This is a genomic window from Cobetia sp. MB87, assembly GCF_011319755.1.
In the GTDB taxonomy this organism is placed as follows: domain Bacteria; phylum Pseudomonadota; class Gammaproteobacteria; order Pseudomonadales; family Halomonadaceae; genus Cobetia.
Map to the genome: position 1 here is coordinate 47,701 of NZ_VFBC01000010.1, position 26,686 is coordinate 74,386.

The 26,686-nt window shown below is 65.8% G+C and carries 19 protein-coding genes; 7 read left to right on the top strand and 12 right to left on the bottom strand.

Going from position 1 to position 26,686, the window contains the following annotated elements:
• Positions 1–49 precede the first annotated feature (49 nt).
• Genes CDPAHKCJ_RS11935 through ptsP form a run of 3 tightly spaced genes read right to left on the bottom strand, consistent with a single transcriptional unit; the run spans position 50 to position 5,921 of the window.
• Positions 50–1,837, bottom strand: a complete 1,788-nt coding sequence (locus CDPAHKCJ_RS11935) for a PTS fructose-like transporter subunit IIB (RefSeq protein WP_166019998.1) — start codon at positions 1,835–1,837, stop codon at positions 50–52.
• Entirely contained in the window at positions 1,834–2,877 is a 1,044-nt protein-coding gene (locus CDPAHKCJ_RS11940) for a 1-phosphofructokinase family hexose kinase (protein WP_166019999.1), read from the bottom strand. The genes CDPAHKCJ_RS11935 and CDPAHKCJ_RS11940 overlap by 4 nt, the downstream gene beginning before the upstream one ends.
• The gene (ptsP, locus tag CDPAHKCJ_RS11945; RefSeq protein ID WP_166020000.1) at positions 2,877–5,921 is read right to left on the bottom strand and encodes a phosphoenolpyruvate--protein phosphotransferase; all 3,045 of its coding nucleotides are present in this window, start codon (positions 5,919–5,921) and stop codon (positions 2,877–2,879) included. The genes CDPAHKCJ_RS11940 and ptsP overlap by 1 nt, the downstream gene beginning before the upstream one ends.
• 386 nt (positions 5,922–6,307) lie before the next feature.
• Between ptsP and cra the strand changes: the two genes are divergently transcribed.
• The gene (gene cra / locus CDPAHKCJ_RS11950; protein ID WP_166020001.1) at positions 6,308–7,315 is read left to right on the top strand and encodes a catabolite repressor/activator; all 1,008 of its coding nucleotides are present in this window, start codon (positions 6,308–6,310) and stop codon (positions 7,313–7,315) included.
• A 61-nt stretch (positions 7,316–7,376) separates the two neighbouring features.
• On the opposite strand, the gene CDPAHKCJ_RS11955 is transcribed toward cra, so the two are convergent.
• Positions 7,377–10,145: a sensor histidine kinase gene (locus CDPAHKCJ_RS11955; RefSeq protein ID WP_166020002.1), complete on the bottom strand. Its 2,769-nt coding sequence runs from the start codon at positions 10,143–10,145 to the stop codon at positions 7,377–7,379.
• Between the two features lie 51 nt (positions 10,146–10,196).
• Positions 10,197–10,868, bottom strand: coding sequence for an oxidoreductase (locus tag CDPAHKCJ_RS11960; RefSeq protein ID WP_240916791.1), 672 nt, complete (start codon positions 10,866–10,868; stop codon positions 10,197–10,199).
• A 246-nt stretch (positions 10,869–11,114) separates the two neighbouring features.
• Between CDPAHKCJ_RS11960 and CDPAHKCJ_RS11965 the strand changes: the two genes are divergently transcribed.
• Positions 11,115–13,253, top strand: coding sequence for an alkaline phosphatase D family protein (locus tag CDPAHKCJ_RS11965; RefSeq protein WP_166020003.1), 2,139 nt, complete (start codon positions 11,115–11,117; stop codon positions 13,251–13,253).
• A complete protein-coding gene (locus tag CDPAHKCJ_RS11970) occupies positions 13,237–14,211 on the top strand; it encodes a histone deacetylase (protein WP_240916792.1) in 975 nt (324 codons plus the stop codon). The genes CDPAHKCJ_RS11965 and CDPAHKCJ_RS11970 overlap by 17 nt, the downstream gene beginning before the upstream one ends.
• 125 nt (positions 14,212–14,336) lie before the next feature.
• Here CDPAHKCJ_RS11970 and CDPAHKCJ_RS11975 read toward each other — a convergent pair whose 3' ends face one another.
• The 4 genes from CDPAHKCJ_RS11975 to modA all read right to left on the bottom strand — a co-directional run bounded on the left by CDPAHKCJ_RS11975 (position 14,337) and on the right by modA (position 18,070).
• Positions 14,337–15,152 carry an MOSC N-terminal beta barrel domain-containing protein gene (locus CDPAHKCJ_RS11975; protein ID WP_166020004.1) on the bottom strand — a complete coding sequence of 272 codons (816 nt, stop codon included), beginning with the start codon at positions 15,150–15,152 and terminating at the stop codon, positions 14,337–14,339.
• A gap of 62 nt (positions 15,153–15,214) precedes the next feature.
• Entirely contained in the window at positions 15,215–16,411 is a 1,197-nt protein-coding gene (gene modC, locus CDPAHKCJ_RS11980) for a molybdenum ABC transporter ATP-binding protein (RefSeq protein ID WP_166020005.1), read from the bottom strand.
• Positions 16,404–17,096, bottom strand: coding sequence for a molybdate ABC transporter permease subunit (gene modB, locus CDPAHKCJ_RS11985; protein WP_166020006.1), 693 nt, complete (start codon positions 17,094–17,096; stop codon positions 16,404–16,406). Before modB ends, modC begins: the two co-directional genes overlap by 8 nt.
• Positions 17,097–17,269: 173 nt before the next feature.
• Entirely contained in the window at positions 17,270–18,070 is an 801-nt protein-coding gene (modA, locus tag CDPAHKCJ_RS11990) for a molybdate ABC transporter substrate-binding protein (protein ID WP_166020007.1), read from the bottom strand.
• 606 nt (positions 18,071–18,676) lie between these two features.
• Here modA and CDPAHKCJ_RS11995 point away from each other — a divergent pair.
• On the top strand, positions 18,677–19,591 hold the full coding sequence (locus CDPAHKCJ_RS11995) for a LysR family transcriptional regulator (RefSeq protein ID WP_166020008.1): 915 nt from the start codon (positions 18,677–18,679) through the stop codon (positions 19,589–19,591).
• Between the two features lie 102 nt (positions 19,592–19,693).
• On the opposite strand, the gene CDPAHKCJ_RS12000 is transcribed toward CDPAHKCJ_RS11995, so the two are convergent.
• Together CDPAHKCJ_RS12000 and CDPAHKCJ_RS12005 are read right to left on the bottom strand one after the other, a co-directional pair.
• Entirely contained in the window at positions 19,694–20,383 is a 690-nt protein-coding gene (locus CDPAHKCJ_RS12000; RefSeq protein ID WP_166020009.1) for a glutathione S-transferase C-terminal domain-containing protein, read from the bottom strand.
• 86 nt (positions 20,384–20,469) lie between these two features.
• Positions 20,470–21,189, bottom strand: a complete 720-nt coding sequence (locus tag CDPAHKCJ_RS12005) for a glutathione S-transferase N-terminal domain-containing protein (RefSeq protein ID WP_166020010.1) — start codon at positions 21,187–21,189, stop codon at positions 20,470–20,472.
• A 375-nt stretch (positions 21,190–21,564) separates the two neighbouring features.
• On the opposite strand from CDPAHKCJ_RS12005, the gene CDPAHKCJ_RS12010 reads away from it, so the two are divergent.
• Together CDPAHKCJ_RS12010 and CDPAHKCJ_RS12015 are read left to right on the top strand one after the other, a co-directional pair.
• Positions 21,565–23,124 carry a carbon-nitrogen hydrolase family protein gene (locus CDPAHKCJ_RS12010; RefSeq protein ID WP_166020011.1) on the top strand — a complete coding sequence of 520 codons (1,560 nt, stop codon included), beginning with the start codon at positions 21,565–21,567 and terminating at the stop codon, positions 23,122–23,124.
• A gap of 4 nt (positions 23,125–23,128) precedes the next feature.
• Entirely contained in the window at positions 23,129–23,974 is an 846-nt protein-coding gene (locus tag CDPAHKCJ_RS12015) for a M90 family metallopeptidase (protein ID WP_166020012.1), read from the top strand.
• Positions 23,975–24,183: 209 nt separating this feature from the next.
• Here CDPAHKCJ_RS12015 and CDPAHKCJ_RS12020 read toward each other — a convergent pair whose 3' ends face one another.
• The gene (locus CDPAHKCJ_RS12020; protein ID WP_166020013.1) at positions 24,184–25,107 is read right to left on the bottom strand and encodes a LysR family transcriptional regulator; all 924 of its coding nucleotides are present in this window, start codon (positions 25,105–25,107) and stop codon (positions 24,184–24,186) included.
• Between the two features lie 226 nt (positions 25,108–25,333).
• Here CDPAHKCJ_RS12020 and CDPAHKCJ_RS12025 point away from each other — a divergent pair, with 226 nt between their 5' ends.
• Positions 25,334–26,566, top strand: a complete 1,233-nt coding sequence (locus tag CDPAHKCJ_RS12025; protein ID WP_233593347.1) for a TauD/TfdA family dioxygenase — start codon at positions 25,334–25,336, stop codon at positions 26,564–26,566.
• Positions 26,567–26,686: the final 120 nt, after the last annotated feature.

The window sequence follows — 26,686 nt, forward strand, 5'->3', positions numbered from 1 at the left end:
GTCTTGCCTTGTACGTTTACGGCTTGCGTCCTTGCTTGCCTGCCAGCGATCAGGTCGCGGCGACGGTCTCGACCTGCTGTGCGCCCTTCTTGATCAGCGCATAACCGATACCCGTCACCAGGGTGCCGGCGACGATGGCGCCCAGGTACATCAGCGGCACGTTGATGGCATTGGGGATCAGCAGCACGAACAGACCACCGTGCGGCGCCAGCAGCTTGGCGCCCACCAGCATCGACAGGGCACCGGTGACGGCACCGCCGACCATGCAGACCGGAATCACGCGCAGCGGGTCCTTGGCGGCGAACGGAATCGCGCCCTCGGAGATGAAGCACAGGCCGAGAATGAAGCTGGCCTTGCCCGCCTCACGCTCCGGCTCGGCGAACTTGGAACGCGCGATGAAACTGGCCAGCCCCATGCCCAGCGCCGGCACCATGCCGGCCGCCATGATGGCCGCCATCGGTGCGTAGGTCTCGCTGGCCAGCAGGCCGACACCGAAGGCGTAGGCGGCCTTGTTGACCGGGCCACCGAGGTCGAAGCACATCATCGCGCCGAGCAGAATGCCCAGCAGCACGGCATTGGCCGAGCCCATGGACTCGAGGAACTCGGTCAGCGCCGTCATCAGCCCCGCCACCGGCGTGCCGACCACATAGATCATCACCAGCCCGGTGACCATGCTCGCCACCAGCGGGATGATCAGGATCGGCTTGAGCGATTCGATCGACTGCGGCAGCTTGACGAAACGGCTCAGCCCCAGCGCGCTGTAGCCCGCCAGGAAGCCGGCGATGATGCCGCCGAGGAAGCCGGCATCCAGGGTGGCGGCCAGCCAGCCACCGATCATGCCCGGCGTGATGCCCGGACGATCGGCGATGGAGTAGGCGATATAGCCCGCCAGTACCGGAATCATCAGCTTGAAGGCCGAACCGCCGCCGATCTGCATCAGCGCCGCCGCCAGCGTGCCCTCCTCCTCGAAGGCCTTGATGCCGAACACGAAGGACAGCGCGATCATCAGGCCACCTGCCACCACCATCGGCAACATGAAAGACACACCTGTCAGCAGGTGCTTGTAGGGACCGCGCTTCTCGCCCTTCTGCTGGCCGCCCTGACCGCCCGCGGCCGTGGCGGATTCCACCTCGGCACCTTCCAGCGCCTGCTCGATGGTGTCGCGCGGCTTCTTGAGCGCGGTGCCGGTGGAGGTGCGCCAGATGCGCTTGCCGGCGAAGCGGGTCGGGTCGACCTCGATGTCACAGGCCAGGATCACCACCTCGGCCGCGGCGATCTCGGCCTCGGTCAGCGCATCCTGCGCACCCACCGAGCCCTGGGTCTCGACACGGGTCGGGTAGCCCAGCGCTCGCCCTGCCTCGCTCAGGGCCTCGGCGGCCATGAAGGTATGCGCCACGCCGGTAGGGCAGGCGGTGACCGCGACGATGGACGGCGTGTGCGCCACGTCTCCACCAGCTACGCTTGCTGCACCGCTGACCGTCGTGCTGACAGTCGCAGCAACGTCGGCGATGTCCTTGGCTTCCAGCACGCGGGCGCGAGCCTCGGCATTGGCCAGGAAGGCGGCGGGGTCCGGCAGCGCCTCTTCGATGGGCGCGACATGCACGCGCTTGCCGACGAAACGCTCGAGACCGGCGCTGGTCATCGGCGACGCCGCGACGATCACCAGCTCGGCGGCGGCGAGCTGGGCATCGCTCAGCACGAGTTCACGCTCGAATTGCGAGCGCATGTCGATGAGGGGCTCCCAGTCGCGACGACGGGCGGCCTGCTCCAGGCGGCGTGCCGCCAGGAAGCTGGTCGCCATGCCGCTCGGGCAGGCGGTAACGATGATGACATTCATGGGCGTGGCTCTCCGGCTGTCGCGACCTCGGCACTGGCCAATGTCTCGATGCTGGTGTGTTGTTGGAGTGTTTCAAGCTCCGGGGCGGCGGGATTGCCCGGCCCCGGGTGGGTCACGGCCTCGGCGGAAAGCGCCGTGGCATGACGCAGAATCCGTTCACGCATGGCCGCCGTGGGTGTCGGATGGCAGAGCACCCCATGCAGCATGGCGGCCAGCAGGGTATCACCGGCACACACGGTACTGACCACTCGCATGCGCGGCGGGCGTGCCCGTAGTGTCTCGGCGCCGGGGCTTGCCCACAGCACGCCTTCCGGACCGGCAGAGATCAGCGCCTGCTCTATGCCGTGCGCGACCAGACTCGCCAGCGCGCGCTGACGGGCAGCGTCGGTCTCCAGTGGCTCGCCCGCCCACAGCGCCAGTTCCTGCTCGTTGGGCTTCACGCCGCTGGGCGGCACCGCCAGACCGGCTTCCAGCGCCGTGCCGCTGGTGTCCAGCCAGCAGGCAATGCGGCGTGTACGCACCCGCTGCACCAGGCTCGCCAGCTGCTCGCTGCTGACGCCCGGCGGCAGGCTACCGGCGATGACGACGGCACAGCGCTCTGGGCTACCCTCGGCGTGCTGGTGATCGATCCAGTCATCGATGCGTGCCTCGAGCCGCGTGAAGGCGGCCTCATCGACCTGCATGCCCGCGCCGTTGATATCGGTGACGCGACCACTGGCCTCACCGAGCTTGACGTTGATGCGGGTGGCACCCGCGACGCGCTCGAAGGCATCATGCAGCCCCCACTCGCTGAAGGCAGCCTCGAAGTCGGCCTGGTTGTCGGCGCCCAGAAAGCCGCTCAGCGTCACCGGATGCCCCAGCGTCGCCAGCACCCGCGCGACGTTGATGCCCTTGCCCGCCGCCTCGAGATGGTGGCTGCGCGCCCGGTTGACCTTGCCCGGCACCAGGCTGTCGAGACCGATGGTCATGTCCAGCGCCGGGTTGAGCGTCACGCACAATACCGGGCAGTCGGCGGCCTGACGCGTCGTGTTGTCACTCATCACACTGACTCCCGCGGGCTGTGTCCATCACTGTGCGCATTGCTGTCCGCATCACTGGCCGCAGCGCCTGACGTGACCTCGGCAGCGGAAGGCCCGCCCTGCTCGAGCAGCGCTTCCAGAGCACTGCGCACGTCTTCCGAGGTCGGCTGGGCCAACGCGACCCGCGCCTGCTCACGCGCCGTGGCCAGGTCCAGCTCACGCACCCGCGCCTTGACCAGCGGAATCTGGCGACTGGACACCGACAGCTCATCCACGCCCAGCCCGACCAGCACGCCGACGGCCTGGTCATCACTGGCCAGTTCACCACAGACGCCGACCCAGGCACCGTGGGCGTGGGCGGCACTGACGGTCATCTCGATCAGGCGCAACACCGCCGGATGCAGGCCATCGGCCTGTGCCGAAAGCGTCGCATGACCACGGTCGATCGCCAGGGTGTACTGGGTCAGGTCATTGGTGCCCACCGAGAAGAAGTCGACTTCCGGCGCGATGCTGGCCGCCGTCAATGCCGCCGAAGGGATCTCGATCATCACGCCGACCTGCACGTCGCGCACCGGCGGCTGACCATGTTCAGCCGCGTAGGCGGCGTCCAGCTCGGCACGCACGCGATCGACGATGGCACGCGCGCCACGCAGTTCGGCCAGATCCTTGACCATCGGGAACATCAGGCGAATCGGCCGTGCACCGGCGGCCGTCAGCAGCGCGCGCACCTGTGTCTCGAGCACTTCCGGACGCGTCAGCGCCAGACGGATGCCACGCAGGCCCAGGAAAGGATTGTCCTCACGGGGCAGCGGCCAGTACGGCAGCGGCTTGTCGCCGCCGACATCCAGCGTGCGTGCCACCAGCGGTCGACCTTCGAGGGCATCCAGTGCCTCACCGTACTGGGCGGTCTGGGTGGCGAGATCCGGCGCCTGCGGGTGCGCCATGAACACGAATTCGGTGCGCAGCAGACCGACACCCTCGGCACCGCGCTCGACGGCATCACCGGCGTGGGCGGTGTTGCCCAGATTGGCGACCACCTCGACATGATGGCCATCCAGGGTCGTGGCGGGCGCCATGCGCGACTCCCAGGCAGCGGCCTGGCGCTGCTCATGCCCGGCGATCGCCTCTTCGGCGCGCGCACGGCGACTGGCAGAGGGCATCACGCTGACGCGGCCTCGTTCACCATCGACGATCAGTTCGCTGCCATCGGCGATCGCCAGCACGCTCGGGCCAGCCCCGACCACCGCCGGAATGCCCAGCGAACGCGCCAGAATCGCGCTGTGCGAGGTCGCCCCGCCCAACGCCGTGACCAGCCCCCGCACGCGAGTGGTATCCAGGCGTGCCACATCCGACGGGCCGATGTCCTCGGTCACCAGCACATGTGGTGTCTCGGGGGCGCTGGGCAGCGGCGTATCGGTCAGCACGCCGAGGACACGCCGGCCGACATCGCGCAGGTCGGCGGCGCGTTCGGCCAACAGGCGATCGGCGAGGTTCTCCTGAGCGCTGGCGGCACTGTCGATGGCCGACCACCAGGCCGCTTCGGCGCTGTGACCTTCATCGAGGCTTTCGCGCGCCGCGGCAAACAGCTCCGGATCGCCGAGCATCTCCTCGTGCATCGAGAGAATCTCGGCCATCTCGGCGCCTTCAGCGCGATTGACCAGCGCCAGCAACTGCTCGCGGGCGGTCTGGATACTGGTCACCAGGCGCTCGGCCTCACGATCGGCGCCGGCATCGCTGCGCGTCTCATAGACGAAGCGCGGCAGGCGCATCACCCAACACGGCGCGATGGCCATGCCCGGTGAGGCGGCCACCGCGGGCACCACGCTATCGGCGGCAGGAGCGGCCTGCTGAGGGTCACTGGCGGCTTGCTGCTCGCTGGCCTCCAGCGGCGTGGCGGCGTCCGCACGCCAATCGGCCAGCGGCTCCACCGCTTCTCCGAGACCGGCCTGCACCGCGCTCACCATCATGCCCAGCGCTGCCTGATTGGCCGCCGAGTCATCGCCGGAGGCGCTGAAGATCAGCGTCTGGCCGCGGCGTGCCCCCAGCCCCAACACCTTGGTCAGACTGGCAGCACTGACCACACCGCTGTCATCGCCTTCCAGTCGCAGCGCCGGAATGACGCCATGCCGCTCTCCCGCCTCGCGCGCCGCCTGCACCAGCTGCTTGGCCGGACGCGCATGCAGGCCGTGGGCGTTGAGCAACACGACCTGGGCCAGCTGCGCCATGGCGGATTCCCCCGACAGCCGCGCCAGCAAGGCACTGGCCGACAGGCCCGGCAGGCTTTCGCCCGCGCCCTCTTCCAGCAGCGTCAGCAGGCGTTCCAGCAACGGCTGATGCTGGCTATCCCGGGCATCGACTGCCAGACAGGCCAGCGCAGTGATGCGCCCGTGGCGCGTCTCCAGTGCCTTCTCCGGCGTGACGATGGCCAGCGCCGAGCGAGTGACATCCTGCTGTGATTGCGCCAGCCATACGCCCTGCCCCAGCGCCACCGGTTGGGCGGCGAGCATGGCCGAGATGAAACCATCGCTAACACAGCCGGCCTGACGCAGGCGCGCGGCCCCCGCCAGCACCAGCTCGTCACGATCGCGCGCGGGGAAGCCGCACAGCAGCGTCTCGGCATCCAGCCTCGGCGGTACCACCTCGCGGCCCAGCTCGCTCAGCACTTCCTCGGCGGTAGTCGCCGAGGCCAGGCGCTCACTGACGCCGTCGCGATCGAGCACACGCGTCAGCGCGCGCAGGATGTCGAGATGCTCATCGGACTGTGCCGCGATGGTCACCAGCAGGAAGACGCGATTACCGTCGTGCCACTCCACGCCCTGCGGAAACTGCAGGACACGCACCCCGGTGGCCAGCACGGCAGCGCGGCTGTCCGGCGTGCCGTGGGGAATCGCGATTCCCTGCCCCAGGTAGGTGGAAGACTGGGCTTCGCGCGCCAGCAAGCCCTCACGGTAGTCGGGCGTGGCGCGCCCACCGGCGACCAGAGCATCGGCGGCCTGTTGCAAGGCATCGCGCCAGTCGCTGGCATGGGCGGCGAGAAGGATGTCCTCGCGATCAAGACTGAGCATGGCTGGCTCCTTGAGGCTCCCTTCTGATGAGGAGCCTGGATGTTGGCGGTGCGCTGCAAGCGTGTCTTTCAGCTGCGCGACACGTCACTTGGCGAGTTCCGACAGGGTAGCGGTGTCGTGGTGTGATGACGAGCGTGCTGAATCGTGTCACCTCAATAGGACTCATGCTGGCCGTTTTCTTGCGCCCGATCAAGCGAACACAAACCGAAAACGCGCTTCTGGTGACTAGACATTGGGCGTAGAGCCGCCTGTGGCGCGGGCTCGAGAGGCGTCGAGCGAGGCATGCCCGGCGCAGAGAGGATTTGCACCCGAGCCCACAAGTGCGCATCATTCCTCGCACATGGAGCACGCAGATCCCGTTCCCCCTTTCCAGCAAGGACAGTGGCATGACCCTGGCAGAAATCGCGCGTCTTGCAGGCGTTTCACGCACCACCGCCAGTTATGTGGTCAATGGGCAGGCACAGGCACGACGTATCAGCCCCCAGACGGTCGAGCGCGTCATGGCGGTGGTACAACGTCATCACTATCGGATCGATGCCCAGGCAGCCGCGCTGCGGCGTGGCGAAAGCCGCACGCTGGGCTTCATGCTGCCGGACCTGGAGAACGCCAGTTATGCCCGCCTGGCCAAGTTGCTGGAGCGCGGGGCGCGTGAGCGTGACTATCAGCTGTTCATCGTCTGCTCCGACGATGAGCCGGAAACCGAGCGCGAGCTGGCGCGCATGCTCAAGGCGCGGCGGGTCGATGCGCTGATCACCGCCAGCTGCCTGTCTCCCGATGACCCCTTCTACCGCGAACTGGCGCTGGATGGCTTCCCGGTCATCGGTGTCGATCGCGCGCTGGATACCCGCCACTTCGCCAGTGTGGTCAGCAACAACGAAGATGCCGCCCGCCAGCTGACCGAAGCCGTGCTGGAACACGCGCCGCTGCGACTGCTGTGGCTGGATGCCTTGCCGGAGATCGATATCACGCAGGCGCGGGCCAGCGGCATGCAGGCAGCGCTGGCGCACTATCAGCAGCGCACCGGCAGCAGCGAGCTTGAGGCCACCATCCTGCATGCCGCACGTTACGAGCGCGAGGCCGGTGCAGCGGCGCTGACCGAGCACCTCCGCCATTCACCGCTGCCGGACGCCATCGTCACCGCCTCCTACACCCTGATGGATGGTGTGCTCGATGTGCTGTTCGCCGAGGGGCCGCCGGCCAATCCGCCCAAGGCGATGGCCAGCTTCGGCGACGACCGCCTGCTCGACTTCCTGCCGCTGCCGATCCATTCACTTCCCCAGCGCCACCAGCAGATCGCCGATGCGACGCTGACGCTGGCACTGCAGGGCATTCAGGGCAAGAGCACGCCAGGCGTGACACTGGTGGAACGCGAACTGCGCCGCCGTCAGCACTGAGGTGATGTGTCTGGCCGAAGGCGGCTTGGCTGGTGCCAAACTGTGCTGGCGTCAGGCTGAGCTAGCGGCAGGCCTGGCCGGCATCGTGGGCGATGCGGTGATCGCGAATCTCGGCCAGCAACGCCGCCACCGCGGCCTCGATGCGGGTGCGCGGCGTGTCGGATGCCAGCAGCAGCTCCAGCTGCAGGGCGGCGTCACGCAGCAGGTCGTGATCCAGGGTGGCGGCGCTGCCCTTGAGGAGATGGGCTTCATGCTGCAGCTGCTTCAGGTCCATATGATCCACTGCCCGTGACAGGCGCTGGGACTGCTGCTCGAGCTGCTCCTCGAAGGCCGCCTCGAGGGCCGCGATGCTGTCGGCATCCAGTTCATCCCGCAGCGCAGGCGTCACGGACTGTGCAAGCTCCGCCGCTGACCCGCCAGATGTCCACGACTCCCACGTGTTCATGCGCGTGTGCCCCCCATCTACCCCTTCCCGTTCGCCCTCGCCTTCGCTTTCGCTTTCGCTTTCGCCCTCAGGCTCACGCCGCTCGATGGGGCCAGCCGCCGACGGCTCACTGAGCTTGTCTGCTTCAGCTTCAGTCTCAGCTTCAGCCTCGGCCTCAGTGGCACGCGCCTGGGCCTCATGGATCATGCGACGCCGCGCTGCGGGGGAGTCGAGTGATGCCACCAGTGACGCCGCACGCGCATGTGCCTCATCGGTTTCCGGCGGTGCCTCGAAATGGGGCGGTCGCTCAGTGGTAGGGGAATAGCTGATCGGGTCGAAGGGCTGGGTGCTGGCGAGGGCATTGACGCGCCATTCGCCGAGGTCCTGACTGCCCGACTGCCAGCGCGCCAGCATGCTGGCGAGCTGCTGACGCCGGATGGGCTTGGACAGGAAGTCGTTCATGCCCGCCGAGAGGCAGCGCGCACGCTCCCCCGCCGCCACGTTGGCCGTCATCGCGACGATAAGGCTCGGCGCACGCCTGTCACTGTGCTCCATGGCGCGCCAGCGACGCGCCACCGCAAATCCATCCAGTCCCGGCATGCGCAGGTCGAGCAGCACCAGCACCGTATCGCGCTGGCGCGCATACCACGCCAGCGCCGCCTCGCCACTGTCGACCGTCGTCACCGTGTAGCCCAGGCCACTGAGCATGGAGTGGGCCACTTCGCGATTGATGTGATTGTCGTCGACCACCAGGACATGCTCGCCACGGCTGAGCGGCAGAGGCGCGGACGTGAAGGCCGGACGCTTGAGCGCCGCGGCGCGTGGCAGCGGCAGCTCGAACCAGAAGCAGGCGCCCTTGCCCGGGCGTTGCTTGATACCCAGTCGTCCGCCCATCAGCTCGACCAGCCGCCGCGAGATCGAAAGCCCGAGCCCGGTACCGCCAAAGCGGCGCGCAGTGGAGGCATCGCCCTGGGTGAAGGGCTCGAACAACTGGGCGGCCTGCTCTTCACTGACCCCGATACCGGTGTCATCGACCTCGAAGCGCACGCGCCCCGCCGGCAATGCCTCGACCAGCAGACAGACACGCCCCTGCTCGGTGAACTTGAAGGCATTGGAGAGCAGATTGAGCAGCACCTGACGCAGACGCACCGAATCGCCCATGACCTGCTCGGGCAGCTGGGCGGAGCGGCGGTCATCGAAGACGATGCGCGTGCTGTCCATCTGCGGCAGCAGCAGGTCGATCACGCCATCGATGGCCGTGTGCAGTTCGAAGGGACGCCGCTCGACGCTGAGCTTGCCGGCCTCGATCTTGGAGAAGTCGAGGACATCATCCACCAGCCCCATCAACACTTCGCCGCTGTCGCGCAGGCTGCTGGCATAGCGGTGCGCACTGCTCTGCAACGGTTCAGCCAGCAACAGCTCGCTCATGCCGATCACGCCATTGAGCGGAGTGCGAATCTCGTGGCTCATGGTGGCCAGAAACTCGGACTTGGCGCGACTGGCCTGTTCGGCACGCGCCGCCTCGTGCTTGAGGGCCGATGACATCGTCAACATCTGCTGGCGGGCCTGTTCACGCCCGCGGGCCTGCAGCCAGACCTGACGGCAGACCATCAAGGTGGCCAGCAGCATCAGCGCCAGCAACAGCAACATCAGCTGCACCAGGCTGTCGCGGCTCTGACGCTCGTGGGCCAGCTCCTCGGCCAGACGTGCACGTACCCGCAACAACAGCGTCTGGGTGGTATCGGCCAACGCATCGCTCAGCTGCTGGAACTCCGCAGCCTCGCGACCCTCGGGCCCCGGCACCCGGGAGCGCTGTGCGGCGTCATTGACTGCGGAAGCGTCATTGTCTGCGGAAGCGTCGCCAGCCTGGGCGGCCTGCATCGGGCCCGTGCCCTCGAACACCGGGCCATGCCGCCACGTTTCCAGCCGCAGATCGAGATACTCGATCTGGCTCATCAACTCATCGGCCAGCAGCGGCACGGCTGGCAGGGTCATCAGGTGGCGCTGGAAATCCCCCCGCCGGAAGATATAGGTGCGGCTGTAGAGCAGCTCGTAATTCTGCAGCACCTCATTCCAGACACTGGCACGGTCATCTGGCCCGGCGACGCGAAAGCGCGCTATCGAGGAGGAAAGGCTGACCGCCTCGCGATCCAGCTTGTAGATCGACCAGACGGCGTCGTCGCGGGTGCGGTCTTCCAGACTGATCTGGTTGTGCAGGATGGTGCCGCCGATGCCGATGGAGGCCAGCAGACACAGGATGCTGATCGCCATGCCCAGCCACAGCGGCCAACGTGCGGGGGAATTGTCGGTTCCGGCCACGCCCGACGCGGCAATGCCCTGATCAGCAAAGCACTGATCAGCAGCGGTGCCTGACAACGGGGTTCTTTCATCCGGCGACTGATTCACTGCATGACTCCATGTCATCTTGCGCCTGAGGGATCAGACGCCAGCCCTCGCTTACTCCAGCGTCAGCCCGGTGACTTGCCAGACACTGCGAAAGCGTACCTGCTCATTGAGCAATTCCGGATGAGCATCGAAGGGATACAGCACGAACAAGGGGCCGAGATCCCGCACCGGCATGCGCTCGCCGTCGCGTCGCGTAGCCAGCAGGACATCGAAGTCCTCGATGTCGCTGAGGGGAATCTCGGCCACGAAGTCATTCAGTGCCCGCACCTTGAGTCCCCTGGCATCATCAGACACCCGCGCCACCAGCTCGCGCAGCAGCGGGCCGGAGAAACTGACACGCCCCTGGGTCCAGGGGGTGTGGGTGGCCACCACGCGCGACGGCATGGCTTCGAGCATCGCCAGATCGAAACGCGCCCGCGGAGCCTGCGGGGAACCGGCATTGCCACAGCTGACAGCGCCCTCCACCGTCAACACCACCGGCCCGCTGGGGACAGGCAAGCAGTCATTGGCCGCCAGCGCGTGGCGCTCGCCTGTCGCCAGAGGCGCCTCGGCGGCCAAGGCCACAGGGCTTGCGAGGCTCGCGGCCAGGCCTGCTGTCAGACTTGCGGCCAGAGCGACCTTGCGCCAGACAGAGCTGCGCCAGACAGAGCTGCGCGTACCGTGCGCGCGATTGACTGGTCTGGACAACGAGCTCACGAGGCGCTTCGCCGATGAATCATTCATGCCGGTTTCCCATGCTATTGTGCGAACGCCATGTGCATTCAAGGGCCCAACTTTACGCTAGCTCGCGCATGCTTTGCGAGCCTGCGAACCTCGCGCCACGACGAGTTGTCACAGTCAACGCACGGAGCCACTCACAGGCCCAGGCCCTGGCCTGCACCCCTGGCTGCCGTTCGTCGCCTGTTCCGCTATCGCTTGCGAAACGTCAGCTGTCCGCTATCCCTCTCCACCTGCCATCGAGCCTGTTTCATGTCTGCCACTTCGTCCGCCTCGCTGCCTGCCAACGGCTCTCCCACACCGACTGCTGCCCTGCCCCGCGTGCTGGCAGGCCCGATACTGCGCCGTGTCACTGCCGAGGGCGTGATGCTGTGGCTGGTGACCTCTCGCCCACAGCAGGCGCGGGTGTGGCTGCTACCGGAACAGGACGCGACGCCTCTCCAGAGAGGTGAGGATGGCCTGCCGACAGCACCAAGCTGTCGGCTGACGGAGCATCTGGCGATGCCGCTGGGGGAGCACGCCTGGCTGCTGTTGATCGAAGCGCATCCCGGCACACCCTTGCCCGCCGACTGCGCCATCGCCTACGAGCTGGGCCTGGCGGAGCCATCCACGACAACGGCAGCATCATCCACAGACACGCCCGAATGGCAGGGCATCGCCGACTGGGCGCCACAGATCTGCTACCCCGGTGAAAGTCTGCCGCGCTTTCGTCTGCCGTCACGCCTGACGCGTGTCGCGCATGGCAGCTGCCGCAAGCCGCATCACGGCTTGAGTGACGATGAGCTACAGGCGCAGCAGAGTGCGGAAGATGCTGCGTCGACCAACCGCCTTGAGACGCCGCCAAAGGGCCCCGGTGGAGATGGGCTGGTGGCGCTGGATCGCTGGTTGAGCGAGCGTCGCCACACCGTCGCCGAGTGGCCGGAAGTGATGCTGTTCACCGGCGATCAGATCTACGCCGACGATGTCGCGGGGCCGATGCTCGGCGCGATCGATCAGCTGATCGCGGGGCTGGGCCTGCCGGAGGAGACGCTGATGGAGGCCGAGGTCTCCGACACTCGCGAGCTGCGCCAGCACCCCTCACACCTCTACCACCGCCCGCAGCTGCTGCCGGACATGCCGGCCAACGAAGGCGTGGCCGCCAGCTTCTTCGGTGCCAAGCGCAAGCCCATCTTCACCTCCACCGGTGCCGACAATCATCTGATCGGCCTGTCGGAAGTCATCGCCATGTACCTGCTGGTGTGGTCTGACGTGCCGTGGGAGGCGCTGGGCATCACGCTGGAAGATCCCTCGGCGCTCGAGGGCCATGACGACGCCACCCGCGAGCGCCATGCCACCGAGGCCCGCCATCTGCGGCGCTTCTGTGGCGGCCTCGGTCAGGTACGCCGCCTGCTGGCCAATGTGCCCAGCCTGATGATCTTCGATGACCACGATGTCACCGATGACTGGAACCTCAGCGCCGCCTGGGAGGAAGCCGCCTATGGCCACCCCTTCTCGCGCCGCATCATCGGCAACGCCCTGACCGGCTATCTGCTGTGCCAGGCCGCCGGCAATGGGCCGGAGCCACTGGCGGAGCTGCTGGAGGAGACCCGGGCGCTGTTCACTCATGCCCTGACTGGTACTGACACGGCCGCCGACGGTCATTTCGATGTCGAGCGTCAGGAGGCGTTGATCGCCCACCTGCATCGCTGTGAGAGCTGGGATTATCAGCTCGATACCACGCCGCCACTGATCGTGGCCGATACGCGCACCCGCCGCTGGCGCAGCGAGCGCAAGCTCTCGCATCCCTCGGGGCTGATGGACTGGGAGGCGCTGAGCGAGCTTCAGCAACGGCTGGTCGGCCATCCCGCCGTGGTGCTGGTGTCCCCGGCGCCGATGTTCGGCGTCAAGCTGATCGAGAGCATCCAGAAGCTGTTCACGCTGGCGGGCAAGCCGTTGATGGTCGATGCCGAGAACTGGATGGCGCATCGCGGCGCCGCCAGCGTGATGCTCAACATCTTCCGCCACTCGCGCACGCCGCAGAACTTCGTGATCCTGTCCGGCGATGTGCACTACTCCTTCGCCTACGACGTGCGCCTCAAGCATCGCCGTTCGAGCCCGAACATCTGGCAGATCACCAGCAGCGGCATCCGCAATCGCTTCCCGGTCGGCCTGCTGGATGTGCTCGATCGCCTCAATCGCTGGCTGTACGCCCCGCGCTCGCCGCTCAATCTGCTGACACGCCGGCGCAACATGCGCGTCACACCGCGCCGCCACGATGCGGCCAGCCAGGGCGAACGCCTGCTGAACGCCTGCGGCATCGGGCTGGTCGACCTGGACAGCGACGGCCGCCCCACCGCCATCCGCCAGCTGACCACCGACGGGCAGGAGGTGCACTTTGTGCCCCGTCGCTGATGCCCACTGCCCGCCGCTGGCGCTGATTCACCATCCCGGCTATCGGATCGCGCTGCCCGAGAAGCATCCCTTTCCGATGGACAAGTTCAGCGTGCTCAAGCGGCTGCTGGACCGCCAGCTGGTTGATTGCGCCTCGGCCGTCGACTGGGTGACACCCCAGCCCGCCGAGGAAGACGACCTGCTCAGCGTGCACACCCGCCGCTACGTGCATGAATTTCTCACTGGCACCTTGAGTCATCAGGCCCAGCGGCGCAGCGGTTTCGTGTGGAGCGAGGCACTGCGCGAGCGCAGCGTGCTGGCGGTGGGTGGCACCCTGACCACCGTGCGCGAAGCGCTCACACGCGGGCTGGCCTGCAACACCGCGGGCGGCACCCATCACGCCCACCCGGAGGCCGCCAGCGGTTATTGCCTGCTCAACGACATCGGTGTGGCGGCGCATCAGGCGCTGGACGACGGCGTGACGCGGGTGCTGATCGTCGATCTCGACGTCCATCAGGGCGACGGCACGGCGTTGATCTTCGCTGATGAGCCACGGGTCTTCACGCTATCACTGCATGCCGAGAGCAACTTCCCGGCGCGCAAGCAGCAAAGTGATCTGGACGTGCCCTTGCCCAGGGGCATGGGGGATGAGGACTATCTGGCGGTGCTGGAGCGTACGCTCGAGGAGGTGCTGGCGCGGGTACGCCCGGAGCTGGTGATCTTCGATGCCGGTGTCGATCCGCATGCCGCGGACAGGCTCGGCCATCTGGCACTGAGCGACCGCGGCCTCTACCGGCGCGAGCGGCATGTCATCCAGCGCTGTCGCGCGGCGGGCGCCGCCGTCGCCTGCGTGATCGGCGGCGGCTATGACCGCGATATCGAGGCGCTGGCATGGCGCCACAGCCAGCTGCACCGTGCGGCACTGGATGTCTGGCGTGAGGCACATGGTCAGCCTGCCCTGTTCGGGCCGCCGGGCTGAGCTTGCTTACTGTCTTGCCTACCGCCTCGCCAACTGTCTTGCCAAGCATCCCTTGAGCCCAAACGCCCCTTGAACCCAAACGCCCGCCATCGATGATGGCGGGCGTTCGGGTTGCGGCCGTGGCATCACTTGAAAGCCGTGACCTCGACAGGATCGCCAACACGCAAGGTCTGATGCCGGTTCGGCTCCACCGCCACCAGGTTGTAACCGAAGTGCACCTGACCATCCTCGAAACGGCGCACCCGCGCCAGTGTCTTGAGCGGCTCCCTGTCGCCACGCTTCTCGCCAGTGGCCGGATCGACATTGACCATCGCGCACCGCGTACAGGACGACACCAGGCGGAAACGCACCTCGCCGATCATCACTTCCTGCCAGCCATCCTCGGCCCAGGCCTGGGCACCACTGATCACCAGATTGGGCCGGAACTGATCCATGCCATGATCCGCCGTCGGCGTCTCACGATTCAGCGCTTCCAGCGAGGCCTCGTTGGCCAGCAGCAGCGGGAAGCCGTCGGCGGCACTCACACGCTGTCCGATGACCTCACGATAGCGCTCGGAGCGCTCACCCAACCAGCACAGACGCACCGGCATGCCGAGCTGTTCGCTCAACCAGGCGTCCGCCTCGGCACTGACACTCAAGGCACTGAACTGATCCGCCCAGACCTGGATATCGAGACGCTCGCTCTGTTCATTGGTGGCAAAGCTGATGCTGCCGAGTTCGGGGCGGTCCAGATGCCACAGTCGCCACTGGCCACTGGCGTCTTCGCGCAAGGCCAGTCGCTGCATCTGCGGATGGGTGCGCGCGGTGACGAACTTGCCCCGCGCCGCGACCACCACGAAGCGGCGGTCCTGCGTGAGACCTTCCTCACCGAGCGTCACTGCCTCCAGCGCTTCAGCGGCGCCGGATTTGAGGGGATACCGCCACAGGTGGGTCAACTGCATGAGAAGTTCCTTTCCAGAATCCATCAATTTGACAAGTCAGCGTAGGGTGCAACCGAGCGGCATCAGCTCGCAGATGAAGTAGAGCCTGCGTCATTCTGCGTCGCATGTGCCTGTGCCGCATCCATCACGGGAATATCGTCATCCATGGCGTCCAGACTGATCACGTCGGGGCCCGAGAGCGCCACGCTGGAGATCAGCGCCTTGACGCCCAGCCCCACCTTGAGGCCCAGCTCCTGACACACCAGACGGTCGACTCGCGCCCGCACCCGCTGGCCAGCGATGCCCAGCACCAGCTCGGCGCTGGCATGGCCACGCTCGCTCTCGATCTCGTGGATCACGGCCGGCAAGGCATTGCGCAGGCTGGTGTGGGTCGGCGTCTCCAGCGCGATGCTGATGTCACGCGCCCGCAGTCGCAACCGCACACGACGCCCCACCGGCATCGCCAGCCGCGCCAGCTTGAGACTCAACCCGGCGCCCAGTCCCAGACGCGTCAGCTGCCAGTCATCATCATGCGACAGCACCTCGGCGGTCAGCAGTGAGCCTGCTTCGAAGCGGCCTGTCTGGGGTGCCAGGTCCAGCCGTGACAGCATGTCACCGATCTCGCCGCTGGCCGTGATGCGGCCGTTGTCCACCAGCGCCAGGCGGTCGGCGACCGCGAACAGCTCGCGGGTATCATGACTGACGAACAGGATCGGAATCTCGATCTCGCGCGCCAGCCGCGCGATGTAGTGCAGCAGCTCCTGCTTGCGTGCACCGTCGAGGCCGGTCAGCGGCTCATCCAGCAACAGCATGCGCGGACGTGACAGCAGGGCGCGGCCGATCGCGACACGTCGCGCCTCGCCACCGGAGAGCTGGCCGGGCATGCGCGACAGCAGGTCCTCGATGCCTAGCAGCGTCACCATCTCATGCAGACGTGACTGATTCTGTTGGCGCTGGGCGGGTGTCAGGGCGCGCGGCATGCCGTAGCGGAGGTTGCCGCGCACGCTGTAGTGCGGAAACAGGCGCGGCTCCTGGAAGACGACCCCGAGCCTGCGACGATGCGCCGGCACGAAGATATCATTCTCGCCGCCCGTCAGGCACTCGCCATCCAGGCGCAGATGGCCATGGTCGGGACGTTCGAGGCCTGCGATCAGGCGCAGGATGGTGGTCTTGCCGCTGCCGGAGCGCCCGAAGAGCGCCGTGACGCCGCGCGCCGGCACCTTGAGCGTGGCATCCAGCGTGAAGGCGCCCTGCTGACGATGGAGGTGGAAATCAAGCATCACGCCCCTCCATGCGCAGTCGCGCGCGCCGTGCCAGCCATTCGGAGGCCAGCAATGACAGCATCGCGATGACCACGGCGATGGCGCACAGCCTGGCCGCGGCGCCTTCCTGGCCCGGGGTCTGGATCAGGGTATAGAGCGCCAGCGGCAACGTGCGGGTCTCACCGGGGATATTGGCGGCGAAGGTGATGGTGGCACCGAACTCCGACAGCGCACGCGCGAAGGCCAGCATGCCGCCGGTGAGAATGCCCGGCAGCGCCAGCGGCATGGTCACCGTGAACAGCACGCGCAGCGGGTTGGCCCCCAAGGTGCGGGCCGCGGCCTCCAGGCCCGGGTCGATGGCCTCCAGCGACAGGCGCATTGCGCGCACCATCAGCGGAAAGGCCATTACCGCCGCCGCCAGGGCCGCGCCCTGCCAGGTGAAGGGCAGCACGATATCGATCTTGGCCAGCCACTGGCCGATGGCACCATTGCGCCCGAAGGTGACCAGCAACAGGTAACCGACCACCACGGGCGGCAACACCAGCGGCAGATGCAGCAGACCATCGACCAGCGCCTTGCCACGAAACTCACGTCGCGCCAGCCACCAGGCCGCCGCAAAACCGGGAATCAGGCTCAGGCCGACCGCGACGCAAGCCACCTTGAGGCTCAGGCTCAGGGCTTCCCATTCCAGCGCACTCAGCATGGATCTTCCTCAGACGAAGACAGGTTCTCACACATGGCGTGACCAGAGGCGCCGGCAGACAGCCCAGCCCTCCTTGATCACGCCGATGTGACAGCAGGCTTCCAGTGTAGCGGCCTCATCTTGTCGATGACATGCCAGCGTGTGCCGCGAGCGCCTCGACGCTGAGCCAGCGGCTAGTCGCCGTCATGCTGCGCAGCAGGAGCCTGATGGGCGAGCGTGCTGAAGCCGAAGCGATGGAAGATGGCACCGGCTTCGTTGCTGGAGAGCCAGGCCGAGAAGGCCTCGGCCTGTGACGACGGCGCATCACCGCCACGACTGATCAAGGCGGCAGGATAGTGGATGGGGTCATGGCTGCTGTCCGGCAGCAGGCCGATCTGATGCACCCGATGGCTGATGGCGGCGTCGGTGGCATAGACGATCCCCAGCGGGGCCTCACCATGCTCGACCAGCGCCAGCGCGGCGCGCACGTCCTCGGCGCTGGCCAGACGCGAGCGCAGCGTCTGCCACTGCCCCAGCGCTTGAAGCGACTGACGCGCATAGATGCCCGCGGGCACGTGGTCGGGGTCGCCGACGGCCAGGCGAGTGTTGTTGCCGGTGGCGGCGAGGCGCTCGGCCACATCGGTGACGTCCTCGGCATTGCTGACACTGGCGTCCAGCTGGCTGGGGCCGGGCGCGACCAGCGCGAGACGGTTGCCCAGCAGGTCGTGACGGCCGGTGACGACGATGCCGGCCTGCTGCTCCAGCCAGTCCATCCAGCGCTCATTGGCCGACAGATACAGCTGCGCCGGGGCACCATTGGCCAGCTGACGCGCCAGGGTCGAGGAGGAGGCGTAGACCGGCTGGATATCCACATCGGCGAGACGCTCGTAGCGCGCCTCGATGGCATCCAGCGCATCATGCAGCGAGGCGGCGGCCATGACGCGGATCTGGGGGCGCTCGTCTGCCTGAACCGGCGCGGCCAGCAGAGCCAGCATCAATGGGGCCGCCAGGCTGGCGGCCCTCAATAGTGCCGATGAAGGAGATAGCGCTGATGAAGAAAATAGCGTTGATGAAAGAGTCGGCACTGATGACGCAAGCCGAAGCGGAGAGGCAAGCAAGGCGGCCCGGGCGCGCAAGCGGGTAGCGAATGACATCTACAGGGGTCCTTGAACAGGGAAACGCAGCGACGAGGCCTGCCGCGCATTGAGCTCGCCATGATGCCGCGCTCGCTCGCCATGTGCATCTCATGTGGGCGCAATTGCCTCGCAGGGCGCGGAAACCGTCGACCCTGAATGTCGAACGCCAGCGGCATGAGCCTCGCTTGAGGCAGGCTGGCTGCCTGTCAGCGCCCGTCTGCCATCAGCCACGCGCTGGTCAGCGACGGCCGCCGGCTGACGGATGTTTCGCCGCATCCAGCTACAAGCAAACGCGAATCACTCACATGTATGCCATTCACTCGCCCAGATCGGCTACAATGCTGGCCAAAATGGCAGGGAGACGCTGGCCCACATCCCGGCAACGACGCGATTCCTGCTTTCATGCTTTCTTTCACGCTATTTGCCGCTTCAACGGCAGACAACAGCGGCGGGTGCCACCAAGTCATGCCTCCAGTACTTGACGAATTTCAGGGCCTCAGTGCCTTCGATGCCATCATGCGCTACGGCAATCTGGGCGCTGGAGCCGAGCATCTCGGTATCTCCAAGTCCACACTCAGCCGCCGGATCAGTCATCTCGAACATCAGCTCGGCCAGCCACTGCTGCATCGCCAGGCCAACCGCCTGATTCCCACCGAGGCCGGCACGCTGTTCTATCAGTACTGCCAGCAGATGCTGTCACTGGGCGAGCGCTCGCAGATCGCACTGGATGAACTGCGCGAGGAGATCAGCGGTGATATCACCGTCAGCGCGCATCCGCACTTCCTGCGTGGCTGGTTCAATCGTGTGCTGACCGACTTCATCGAAGAGTATCCGGGCATCCGTCTGACCCTGACCGCCAACCACCTGCCGCCGTCACGTGATGACGACCAGGTGATGCTGTGGCTATGGGAAGGTCCGGTCAAGGACACCGGGCTGCGCGAGGAGATACTGGGGCAACAGCAGCAGCATCTCTATGCCCACCCCAGCTATCTGCGCCAGCATGGCCATCCGCAGCACCCCAGCGAGCTGACCTCCCATGACTGGGTCAATCTGATCGATCGCCATCACCCCAACCTGGTGCTCAACCACCCCGAGGAAGGCGAGTATCGCCTGAGCCTGCCGCCATCACGCTTCACGGTCGACAACGTGGTGGTGCACGCCGACCACATCGCGCATGGCGCCGGTATCGGCCTGCTGCCGGACTACCACGTGCGCACTCGGGCGAAGGCACACCCGGGACAGTTCGAGGCCTGTCTGCCCGACTGGAAGGGGCCATCGATTCCGGTCAGCCTGCACTATCCCTTCGGCCACCCGCCGCGCAAGCTCGGCGCGCTGCTCGACCATATCCGCCGTCATGTGCCGACGGACTGGACCCGCTGACCTGTCGGCCTGACAGCGCCTCAGGCCGTTGAGCGGTGGCTTCACGACGTCCCGGTTTCACGACGTCTCGGTTTCGCATCTCATATCATTACTGACTGCCCGTCAGGATTGCTGGCCGAACAGATGACGGCGCGCTTCATCATCCATCGCCACATTGGCGGCCGGATTGATGTCATCGATACGTGCCATCGCCCGCTTGACGCCGTCACGCTCGGCGATGCGGGCGCGATAGGCGGCGACCGCAGGGAAGCGGGCCAGATCGATCTCCTGCTTCTCGGCTTTCAGCCACGGCCAGATGGCCATGTCGGCGATGCTCAACTCGTCCCCCGCCACGAAGTCACGCCCCGCAAGCTGGCGCTCCAGCACGCCGTAAAGGCGCTCGCCTTCCTTGTGATAGCGCTCGATGGCGTACTCCACCGGCTCTGGCGCGTAGTGCTTGAAGTGGTGCACCTGGCCCAGCATCGGCCCCAGGCCGCCCATCTGCCAGTGCAACCACTGCAGCACATCATTACGCGCGCGCGTCTCGCGCGGCAGGAACTTGCCGCACTTGTCGGCCAGGTACTCCAGAATCGCGCCGGACTCGAACACCGAGATCGGCTCACCGCCATCAGCAGGCGCATGGTCGACGATCGCCGGCATGCGATTGTTGGGCGAGATGGCCAGAAACTCCGGCGCGAACTGCTCGCCCTTGCTGATGTTCACCGGAATGAGGCGATACTCGAGTCCGGCTTCCTCCAGAAAGATCGTGATCTTGTGGCCGTTGGGCGTGGTCCAGTAATACAGATCGATCATCATGGGCTCCTTGTCTGGAATAACACGACATGGCCCGAACGCCCATCAGCGTTCGGGCCATGAGAAAGGTCATCTCCGATGCGAGATTACTGCGCAATCTCGCTGGCACGTGGCGCCTTGCGCGCCATGCCGTCGTAGAGATCCATCATGCGCTCGCGCCACTGCACCAGCGGATCACTGGGGTCTTCCGTCTCGCCGAAGGGCGAGGTGTCAGAGACGATATGGGCCCAGATGAAGAAACCGAAGATCAGGTAATCTGCCGCCGCCGGGGCATCACCATCCATGAAAGGCTGATTGGCGAGCAGGCCACGCAGCGGCTTGAAGGCGCTGTCGAGAATGCCGCGCGCGATCTCGACGTTATGGAACTCCTCGAAGGACATGCCGAAGCGGGCTTCACGGGCGCTCTGGAAGTACTCGCGGTCATCCGGGTGAATGGCCTGCACCAGATCCAGCGCCACCAAGCGGAAGAAACCGACGGCCATGACCTGCTCGGCATAGACCTTGACGAAATTGAGTCGCGCCTGCGCCTGGGCATCACCGATCAGCGGGCCATTGCCGGCGTTCGGATAATGCGCGTCCAGATGCTTGAAGATGTCATAGCTGTCCATCGCCACGCCGTGCGCATCCTTGAGCACCGGCACCGTGGTGGAATCGCAGAAGTCGATCGGGCTCTTGTCGGTGAACAGCATCGGCACGAGTTCTGCCTCGATACCCTTGTGCGCCAGGGCCAGACGTGCGCGCCAGCAGAACGGCGAGAAACGCAGGCGGTCATCACGGCCACGCAATTCATAGAGGACTGGGGTCATGCGGGACTCCTTGGTTGTCATTGAGGCCTGATGTCATTGAGGCCTGATGTCAGTGAGGCTTGATGTGAACGGCATGACTTCGCTGCGCGCGTCCTGCCCCTGGCAATGTTTTGGACGTTGTGCCGCGCAAATGCAAGCAAAATGAGCATTCGTTCAATATCGTACCGAGCGCCATTCAGGGCGCTAGGGCTCGCCGGCCCTTGCAGTGACGCAAGGTTGGACCCATTGAGGAGGGTTGCGTGACCAGGGCCGGACATTGACCAAAGGATATTGATGACACCCGGCCTCGACAGCGCGAATAATGGGGCCTATCACTTTCGCGCCAGCCACTTCCTGCCCTGACCCCACCTCTTTCATTATTTCCAAGGAGTCTCGATGTCCGTCGAAGACCTGCACCTGAACCTGCGCAACCTGCAGGAATCGGACTACCCCCAGCTCAAGCGCCTGATGGACGGCATCTACGACGACATCGGTGGCGCCTGGCCTGAGCACACCATCAACCGTCTGATCGCCGAATTCCCCGATGGCCAGATCGTGATCGAGGATGGCGACAGGCTGGTCGGTGTCGCCCTGACGGCGCTGGTGGATTACGACGCCTTCTCCAACCCGCACAAGTACGACGACCTGATCGGTCAGCGCGAGATCATCCTCAACAAGGAGGATGGCGATGCGCTTTACGGTCTGGATGTGCTGATCGACGTCGACTACCGCGGCTATCGCCTCGGTCGCCGTCTGTACGAGGCGCGCAAGGAGCTGTGCCGCTCGATGAATCTGCGCTCGATTCTGGCCGGCGGGCGCATTCCCCAGTACCACGAATATGCCGCCGAGCTCTCGCCCTCCGAGTACATCGACAAGGTGGAGCGTCGCGAGATCCATGACCCCATCCTGTCGTTCCAGCTGGCCAACGGCTTTCTGGTCAAGCGCCTGCTGCGCCAGTACCTGCCCGAAGATGAGGATTCCCAGGGCTACGCCACGCTGCTGGAGTGGAGCAACATCCTGTTCGAGCCCGTCGAGCGCGTGCTGGAAAGTCGCAAGACGATGATTCGCGTCGGTGCCGTGCAGTGGCAGATGCGCAAGTTCGACAGCGTCGAATCCGTGCTGCAACAGGTCGAGTACTACGTCGATGCCCTGTCGGATTACCAGAGCGACTTCGCCGTCTTCCCGGAACTGTTCAACACGCCGCTGATCGGCCTGCTGGAAGACCAGAGCGACCCGGTGCGCTGCATCCGCTATCTCGCAGGCTTCACCGAGCGCTTCAAGCAGGAAATCTCGCGCATGGCGGTGGCCTACAACATCAACATCGTGGCCGGTTCCATGGTCGAGATCGGTGACGACAACGAGCTCTACAACGTCACCTATCTGTGTCACCGCGATGGCGAGATCGACCGTCAGGCCAAACTGCACATCACGCCGCAGGAGCGCCGCGACTGGATCATCAAGGGCGGTGACGAGCTGGCCGTGTTCGAGACCGACGCCGGACGCATCGGCATGCTGATCTGCTACGACGTGGAATTCCCGGAACTGTCGCGCCTGCTGGCCGATCAGGACATGGACATCCTGATGGTGCCGTTCTGGACCGACACCAAGAACAGCTACCTGCGCGTGCGCAACTGCGCCCAGGCGCGTGCCATCGAGAACGAATGCTACGTGGTGGTCTGCGGCAGCGTCGGCAACCTGCCGTCCATCGAGAGCCTCGACATCCAGTACGCCCAGTCAGCGGTGTTCTCGCCGTCGGACTTCTCCTTCCCGCATGACGCGGTGATGGCCGAGACCACGCCGAACACCGAGATGATCATGTTCTCGGATCTCGATCTGGAGCGTCTCAAGGTCGTGCGCAGCGAAGGCTCGGTGACCAACCTCAAGGATCGCCGCAAGGACCTCTTCGAGCTGCGTCTGCGTGACTGGTCGTGGAAGTCCGGCAGCCGTCAGGACTGAGCCGATGACGCACTGGTGGCAACGGCTGTGGCAGCGCTCCAATCGCCACGGCCGTGACAGCGCAGCCCCCGACGCCGGCGCTGTCTCGACCGCATCGCCAGATGGCGAGATAGCGCAGGATGACGCGTGGCAGGTAGCCCGTGAGCGCCTGCCGATTCTCGATGGGCTCGACGCCGAGGCATTGGCGCGTCTTGAGCGGCGCGCCCGCCATCAGCTGAGCGACTGGAAGCTGACCAGCGCCGAACCTCTCGAAGAGGTCGAGGCGCTGGCACTGGCCGCCCAGGCAATGCTGCTACTCAACGGCTGGGCGCATACCGAGCGCTGGCAGGACGCCGGCGCTCGCGTACACGAGATCATGCTGCCGCTGCAGGCCATCCGCCGTGAGGTGGAAGAGATGGATGACGCCGGTGTGGTGCATGTCTTCGAAGACACCCGTGCCGGCGAGACCTGGTATCAGGGGCCGGTGGTGGTCACCCGACAGGACCTGGCCGCCAGCGGTGACTGGAGCGGCTTCAACGTGGTGATCCATGAATTCGCTCACAAGCTCGACATGGCCAACGCCACCGATGCCGATGGCTTTCCGCCCCTGCCGCGCCAGATCAGCGCGGCGGAGTGGCATGCCACCTTCACTGCCGTGTGGGATGACCTTAACGCGCGCCTGTCACGCGGTGAGCCGACGCCCATCGATGACTACGCCGCCAGTCACCCCGCCGAGTGCTTCGCCGTCTGCTGCGAGTATTTCTTCACGGCACCGGATGAGCTCAATGCGGCCTATCCGGCGCTATATGCCCTGCTGGAGCGCTTCTTCCAGCAGTCGCCATTGGCGCGTTGCCCACCGCCTTCCGACTGACTACGCCTGTCAGGCCTGACCACGCTAGCCAGATAAGGCGCCAGCAAGGCGAGGAAATCTCGAGATAGGAGAGAAGAGAGAAGAGAGAAGAGATAGCGGTCGCTTACCGCGCTGGGCATTATCTTAAGATAACGGTATATCACTGGAAAGCGCGCCAGCAGACACGCCGACTCGATCAGCAGGGATCGCAAAAGCCACCTCTGCATCGCTCACTGTGGCTCCGCCAACAGATAATCCCAGACACGCTGCGCGGTAGGCCGCATCGGGCGTTGATTGGAACGTACCAGCCAGAAGCTCTGCTCGGCGGGAATCGTCAGCGCGAAGACCTGCTCCAGCCCGCCGTTGCCGGACGCCAGCCATTGCCGGAAATGGCCCTCATGCACCAGTGCCACCCCCATGCCGAGGCGCGCCATTTCCAGCGTCATCACCTGGGTATCACAGCTGATGGTGGAGGTCGTCTTCTCCAGCCCCAATTGATCTGCCGCCACCAGCCAGCGCCGCCAGCCCACCGCGAATCCTGCAGCATGCAGCAGCGTCATGCCGGCCAGGTCCGCCGCCGTAGTCAGCTGCGCGCTCAGCGCCGGGCTTGCCACGACGGCCATTCTCTCTTGCCCTGCCCCCACCTGGATCGCCTCGACCTGCGGCCAGTCGCCCTGACCGTAGCGCAGCTCGATATCCACCTGCTCGCCATCGAAGTCGCTTTGCCAGAAGGCGCTGACCAGACGCAATGCGATCTCGGGCTGATCACGATGGAAATTCGCCAGCCGCGGCAATAGCCAGGCCTGTTGGCTCATCGGGGTCGCCCGCAGGCTGACCGGCGCGGCGCGCGAGGGGCCGAAGACTTCCAGCGTGCCTTCCTGCAGGCGCTGGAAGCCATCCTGCAACGCTGGCAACCAGGCCTGACCGGCCGGCGTCAGATTCAGGCTGCGGGCATGACGCACGAACAATGGCTGGCCAAGGCGGTCCTCCAGCTGGCGAATCCGTTGGCTAATGGCCGACTGGGTGACATTGAGCTCCTCGGCGGCACGCGTGAAGCTCATCAGGCGCGCAGCGGCTTCGAAGGCCTGCAACCAGGCCAGTGGCGGCAGGGGGCGCGGCAAGGCATTCGCTGTCGTGGAGGAAGGTTCGTGCATGGCTATCTCGCATCAGAGCATGAAGGTCGATCGCCACACATTAGCTCAGCTAAGTCATGGCCGTCATATTTCGCGTTGGCCAGCCGTGATGACGAGGGGGACAATGGTCTCATTCTCGGGTCATGGCTCGGCTATACGCCCCAGCGACACGGCTCAGCCATACGACCCAGCCACGCGACACGCATTGGCTCACCTGCTACTGCTCACACGACAAAGGACGGCGCCCATGGAGACTCTCATCGCATCTGCCCCTGATACCCAAGACACTGAAGCGTCACAGGCACGCCATCAGTGGGACATGAAGGAATACCTGCCCCACCACGAGGGCGCACCGCTGGTGATGGCAGACCACGACGAGACCCTGGCGTCACTGGCATGGGCCAGCGGTGAGCAGACCCGACTGCCGCTGATCTGGCTGCGTGACCACTGCGCCTGCGACCTCTGCCGTCATCCGCAGACCTTCGAGCGCACCTTCATGCTGATGGATGATGCGGCCCTGACGGTGCATCAGATGCGTATCGAGCAAGGCAATCTTGTCGTCGTCTGGCAGGATGGCCACACCAGCCGCTTCGATGCCGGCTGGTTGCTGCAACGTCGCCCGAGTGATGCGCCGCCCGCCACACCGGTTCCCGCAAGCCAGGCCTGGCAGCAGGGCCATCAGCCTCACGTCACCGCCTTTGCCGACTACATGGCCGGTGGGCAAGCACGCCTGGGGTGGCTGGAAGCGCTGTGCCGCGACGGCTTCGCGATTCTGGATGCCGGCCCGACGGCGGGTGGCGAGATCGACCAGGTGGCCGCGACCATCGGCCCGATCCGTGCGACCAACTTCGGTGGCCGCTTCGAGGTCTTCTCCAAGCAGGCACCCAACAACGCCGCCTACACGCCGATCGCGCTGGAACTGCACACCGACCTGCCCAACTGGCGTCAGCCGCCGGACATCCAGATGCTCTACTGCCTGGCCAATGAGGCCGAAGGCGGAGACTCCATCTTCGGAGATGGCATGGCGGTCGCCGAGGCCCTGCGCGAGCGCGACCCGCAGGCCTTCAGGCTGCTGGCCGAGACCCCGGTGGACTTCCGCTTTGCCGACGAGACCACCGACCTGGTGGTGCGCGAGCCGGTGATCCATCTGGATGCCAACGACAAGGTCATCGAGGTGCGTTTCAACAACTGGATCCGCGACAGCCTGCGCCTGCCACTGGAACAGATGCAGGCCTGGTACAGCGCCTATCGCCAGTACTGGAGCATCCTGCGCGAACCGGCCTTCCGCCTGCATCTGAAGCTGGAAGCCGGCCAGATGGTGGCCTTCGACAACCGCCGCGTGATGCACGGCCGCAAGTCCTTCGACCCGACCACCGGTCGCCGCCATCTGCAGGGCTGCTATGTGGATTACGACATGGTGGAGTCGGCGCTGCGTGTCACGGCACGCCAGCTGGCCGGTGCCAACCTCACCCAGTCATGAGCACCAAAGCCCTCATGCTGCGGAGTGCCTGAAAGAGCGTTGAACCACACGCAAGGGTTGCGGCGGTTCCTCCAGGGCATACCACGCAAGGCAGTGGCATCCTGAGAGTCTGGCAACTCA

What these genes read in the sequence shown, in the direction of transcription:
- CDPAHKCJ_RS11975 (WP_166020004.1), bottom strand. Translation starts at nt 15,152, where the DNA reads ATGCAGTTGACCCACCTGTGGCGGTATCCCCTCAAATCCGGCGCCGCT.
- modB (WP_166020006.1), bottom strand. Translation starts at nt 17,096, where the DNA reads ATGCTGAGTGCGCTGGAATGGGAAGCCCTGAGCCTGAGCCTCAAGGTG.
- CDPAHKCJ_RS11965 (WP_166020003.1), top strand. Translation starts at nt 11,115, where the DNA reads ATGTCTGCCACTTCGTCCGCCTCGCTGCCTGCCAACGGCTCTCCCACA.
- CDPAHKCJ_RS11995 (WP_166020008.1), top strand. Translation starts at nt 18,677, where the DNA reads ATGCCTCCAGTACTTGACGAATTTCAGGGCCTCAGTGCCTTCGATGCC.
- cra (WP_166020001.1), top strand. Translation starts at nt 6,308, where the DNA reads ATGACCCTGGCAGAAATCGCGCGTCTTGCAGGCGTTTCACGCACCACC.
- CDPAHKCJ_RS12015 (WP_166020012.1), top strand. Translation starts at nt 23,129, where the DNA reads ATGACGCACTGGTGGCAACGGCTGTGGCAGCGCTCCAATCGCCACGGC.
- CDPAHKCJ_RS11935 (WP_166019998.1), bottom strand. Translation starts at nt 1,837, where the DNA reads ATGAATGTCATCATCGTTACCGCCTGCCCGAGCGGCATGGCGACCAGC.
- CDPAHKCJ_RS11960 (WP_240916791.1), bottom strand. Translation starts at nt 10,868, where the DNA reads ATGAATGATTCATCGGCGAAGCGCCTCGTGAGCTCGTTGTCCAGACCA.
- CDPAHKCJ_RS11940 (WP_166019999.1), bottom strand. Translation starts at nt 2,877, where the DNA reads ATGAGTGACAACACGACGCGTCAGGCCGCCGACTGCCCGGTATTGTGC.
- modC (WP_166020005.1), bottom strand. Translation starts at nt 16,411, where the DNA reads ATGCTTGATTTCCACCTCCATCGTCAGCAGGGCGCCTTCACGCTGGAT.
- modA (WP_166020007.1), bottom strand. Translation starts at nt 18,070, where the DNA reads ATGCTGGCTCTGCTGGCCGCGCCGGTTCAGGCAGACGAGCGCCCCCAG.
- CDPAHKCJ_RS12025 (WP_233593347.1), top strand. Translation starts at nt 25,334, where the DNA reads ATGGAGACTCTCATCGCATCTGCCCCTGATACCCAAGACACTGAAGCG.
- ptsP (WP_166020000.1), bottom strand. Translation starts at nt 5,921, where the DNA reads ATGCTCAGTCTTGATCGCGAGGACATCCTTCTCGCCGCCCATGCCAGC.
- CDPAHKCJ_RS12010 (WP_166020011.1), top strand. Translation starts at nt 21,565, where the DNA reads ATGTCCGTCGAAGACCTGCACCTGAACCTGCGCAACCTGCAGGAATCG.
- CDPAHKCJ_RS12005 (WP_166020010.1), bottom strand. Translation starts at nt 21,189, where the DNA reads ATGACCCCAGTCCTCTATGAATTGCGTGGCCGTGATGACCGCCTGCGT.
- CDPAHKCJ_RS12000 (WP_166020009.1), bottom strand. Translation starts at nt 20,383, where the DNA reads ATGATCGATCTGTATTACTGGACCACGCCCAACGGCCACAAGATCACG.
- CDPAHKCJ_RS12020 (WP_166020013.1), bottom strand. Translation starts at nt 25,107, where the DNA reads ATGCACGAACCTTCCTCCACGACAGCGAATGCCTTGCCGCGCCCCCTG.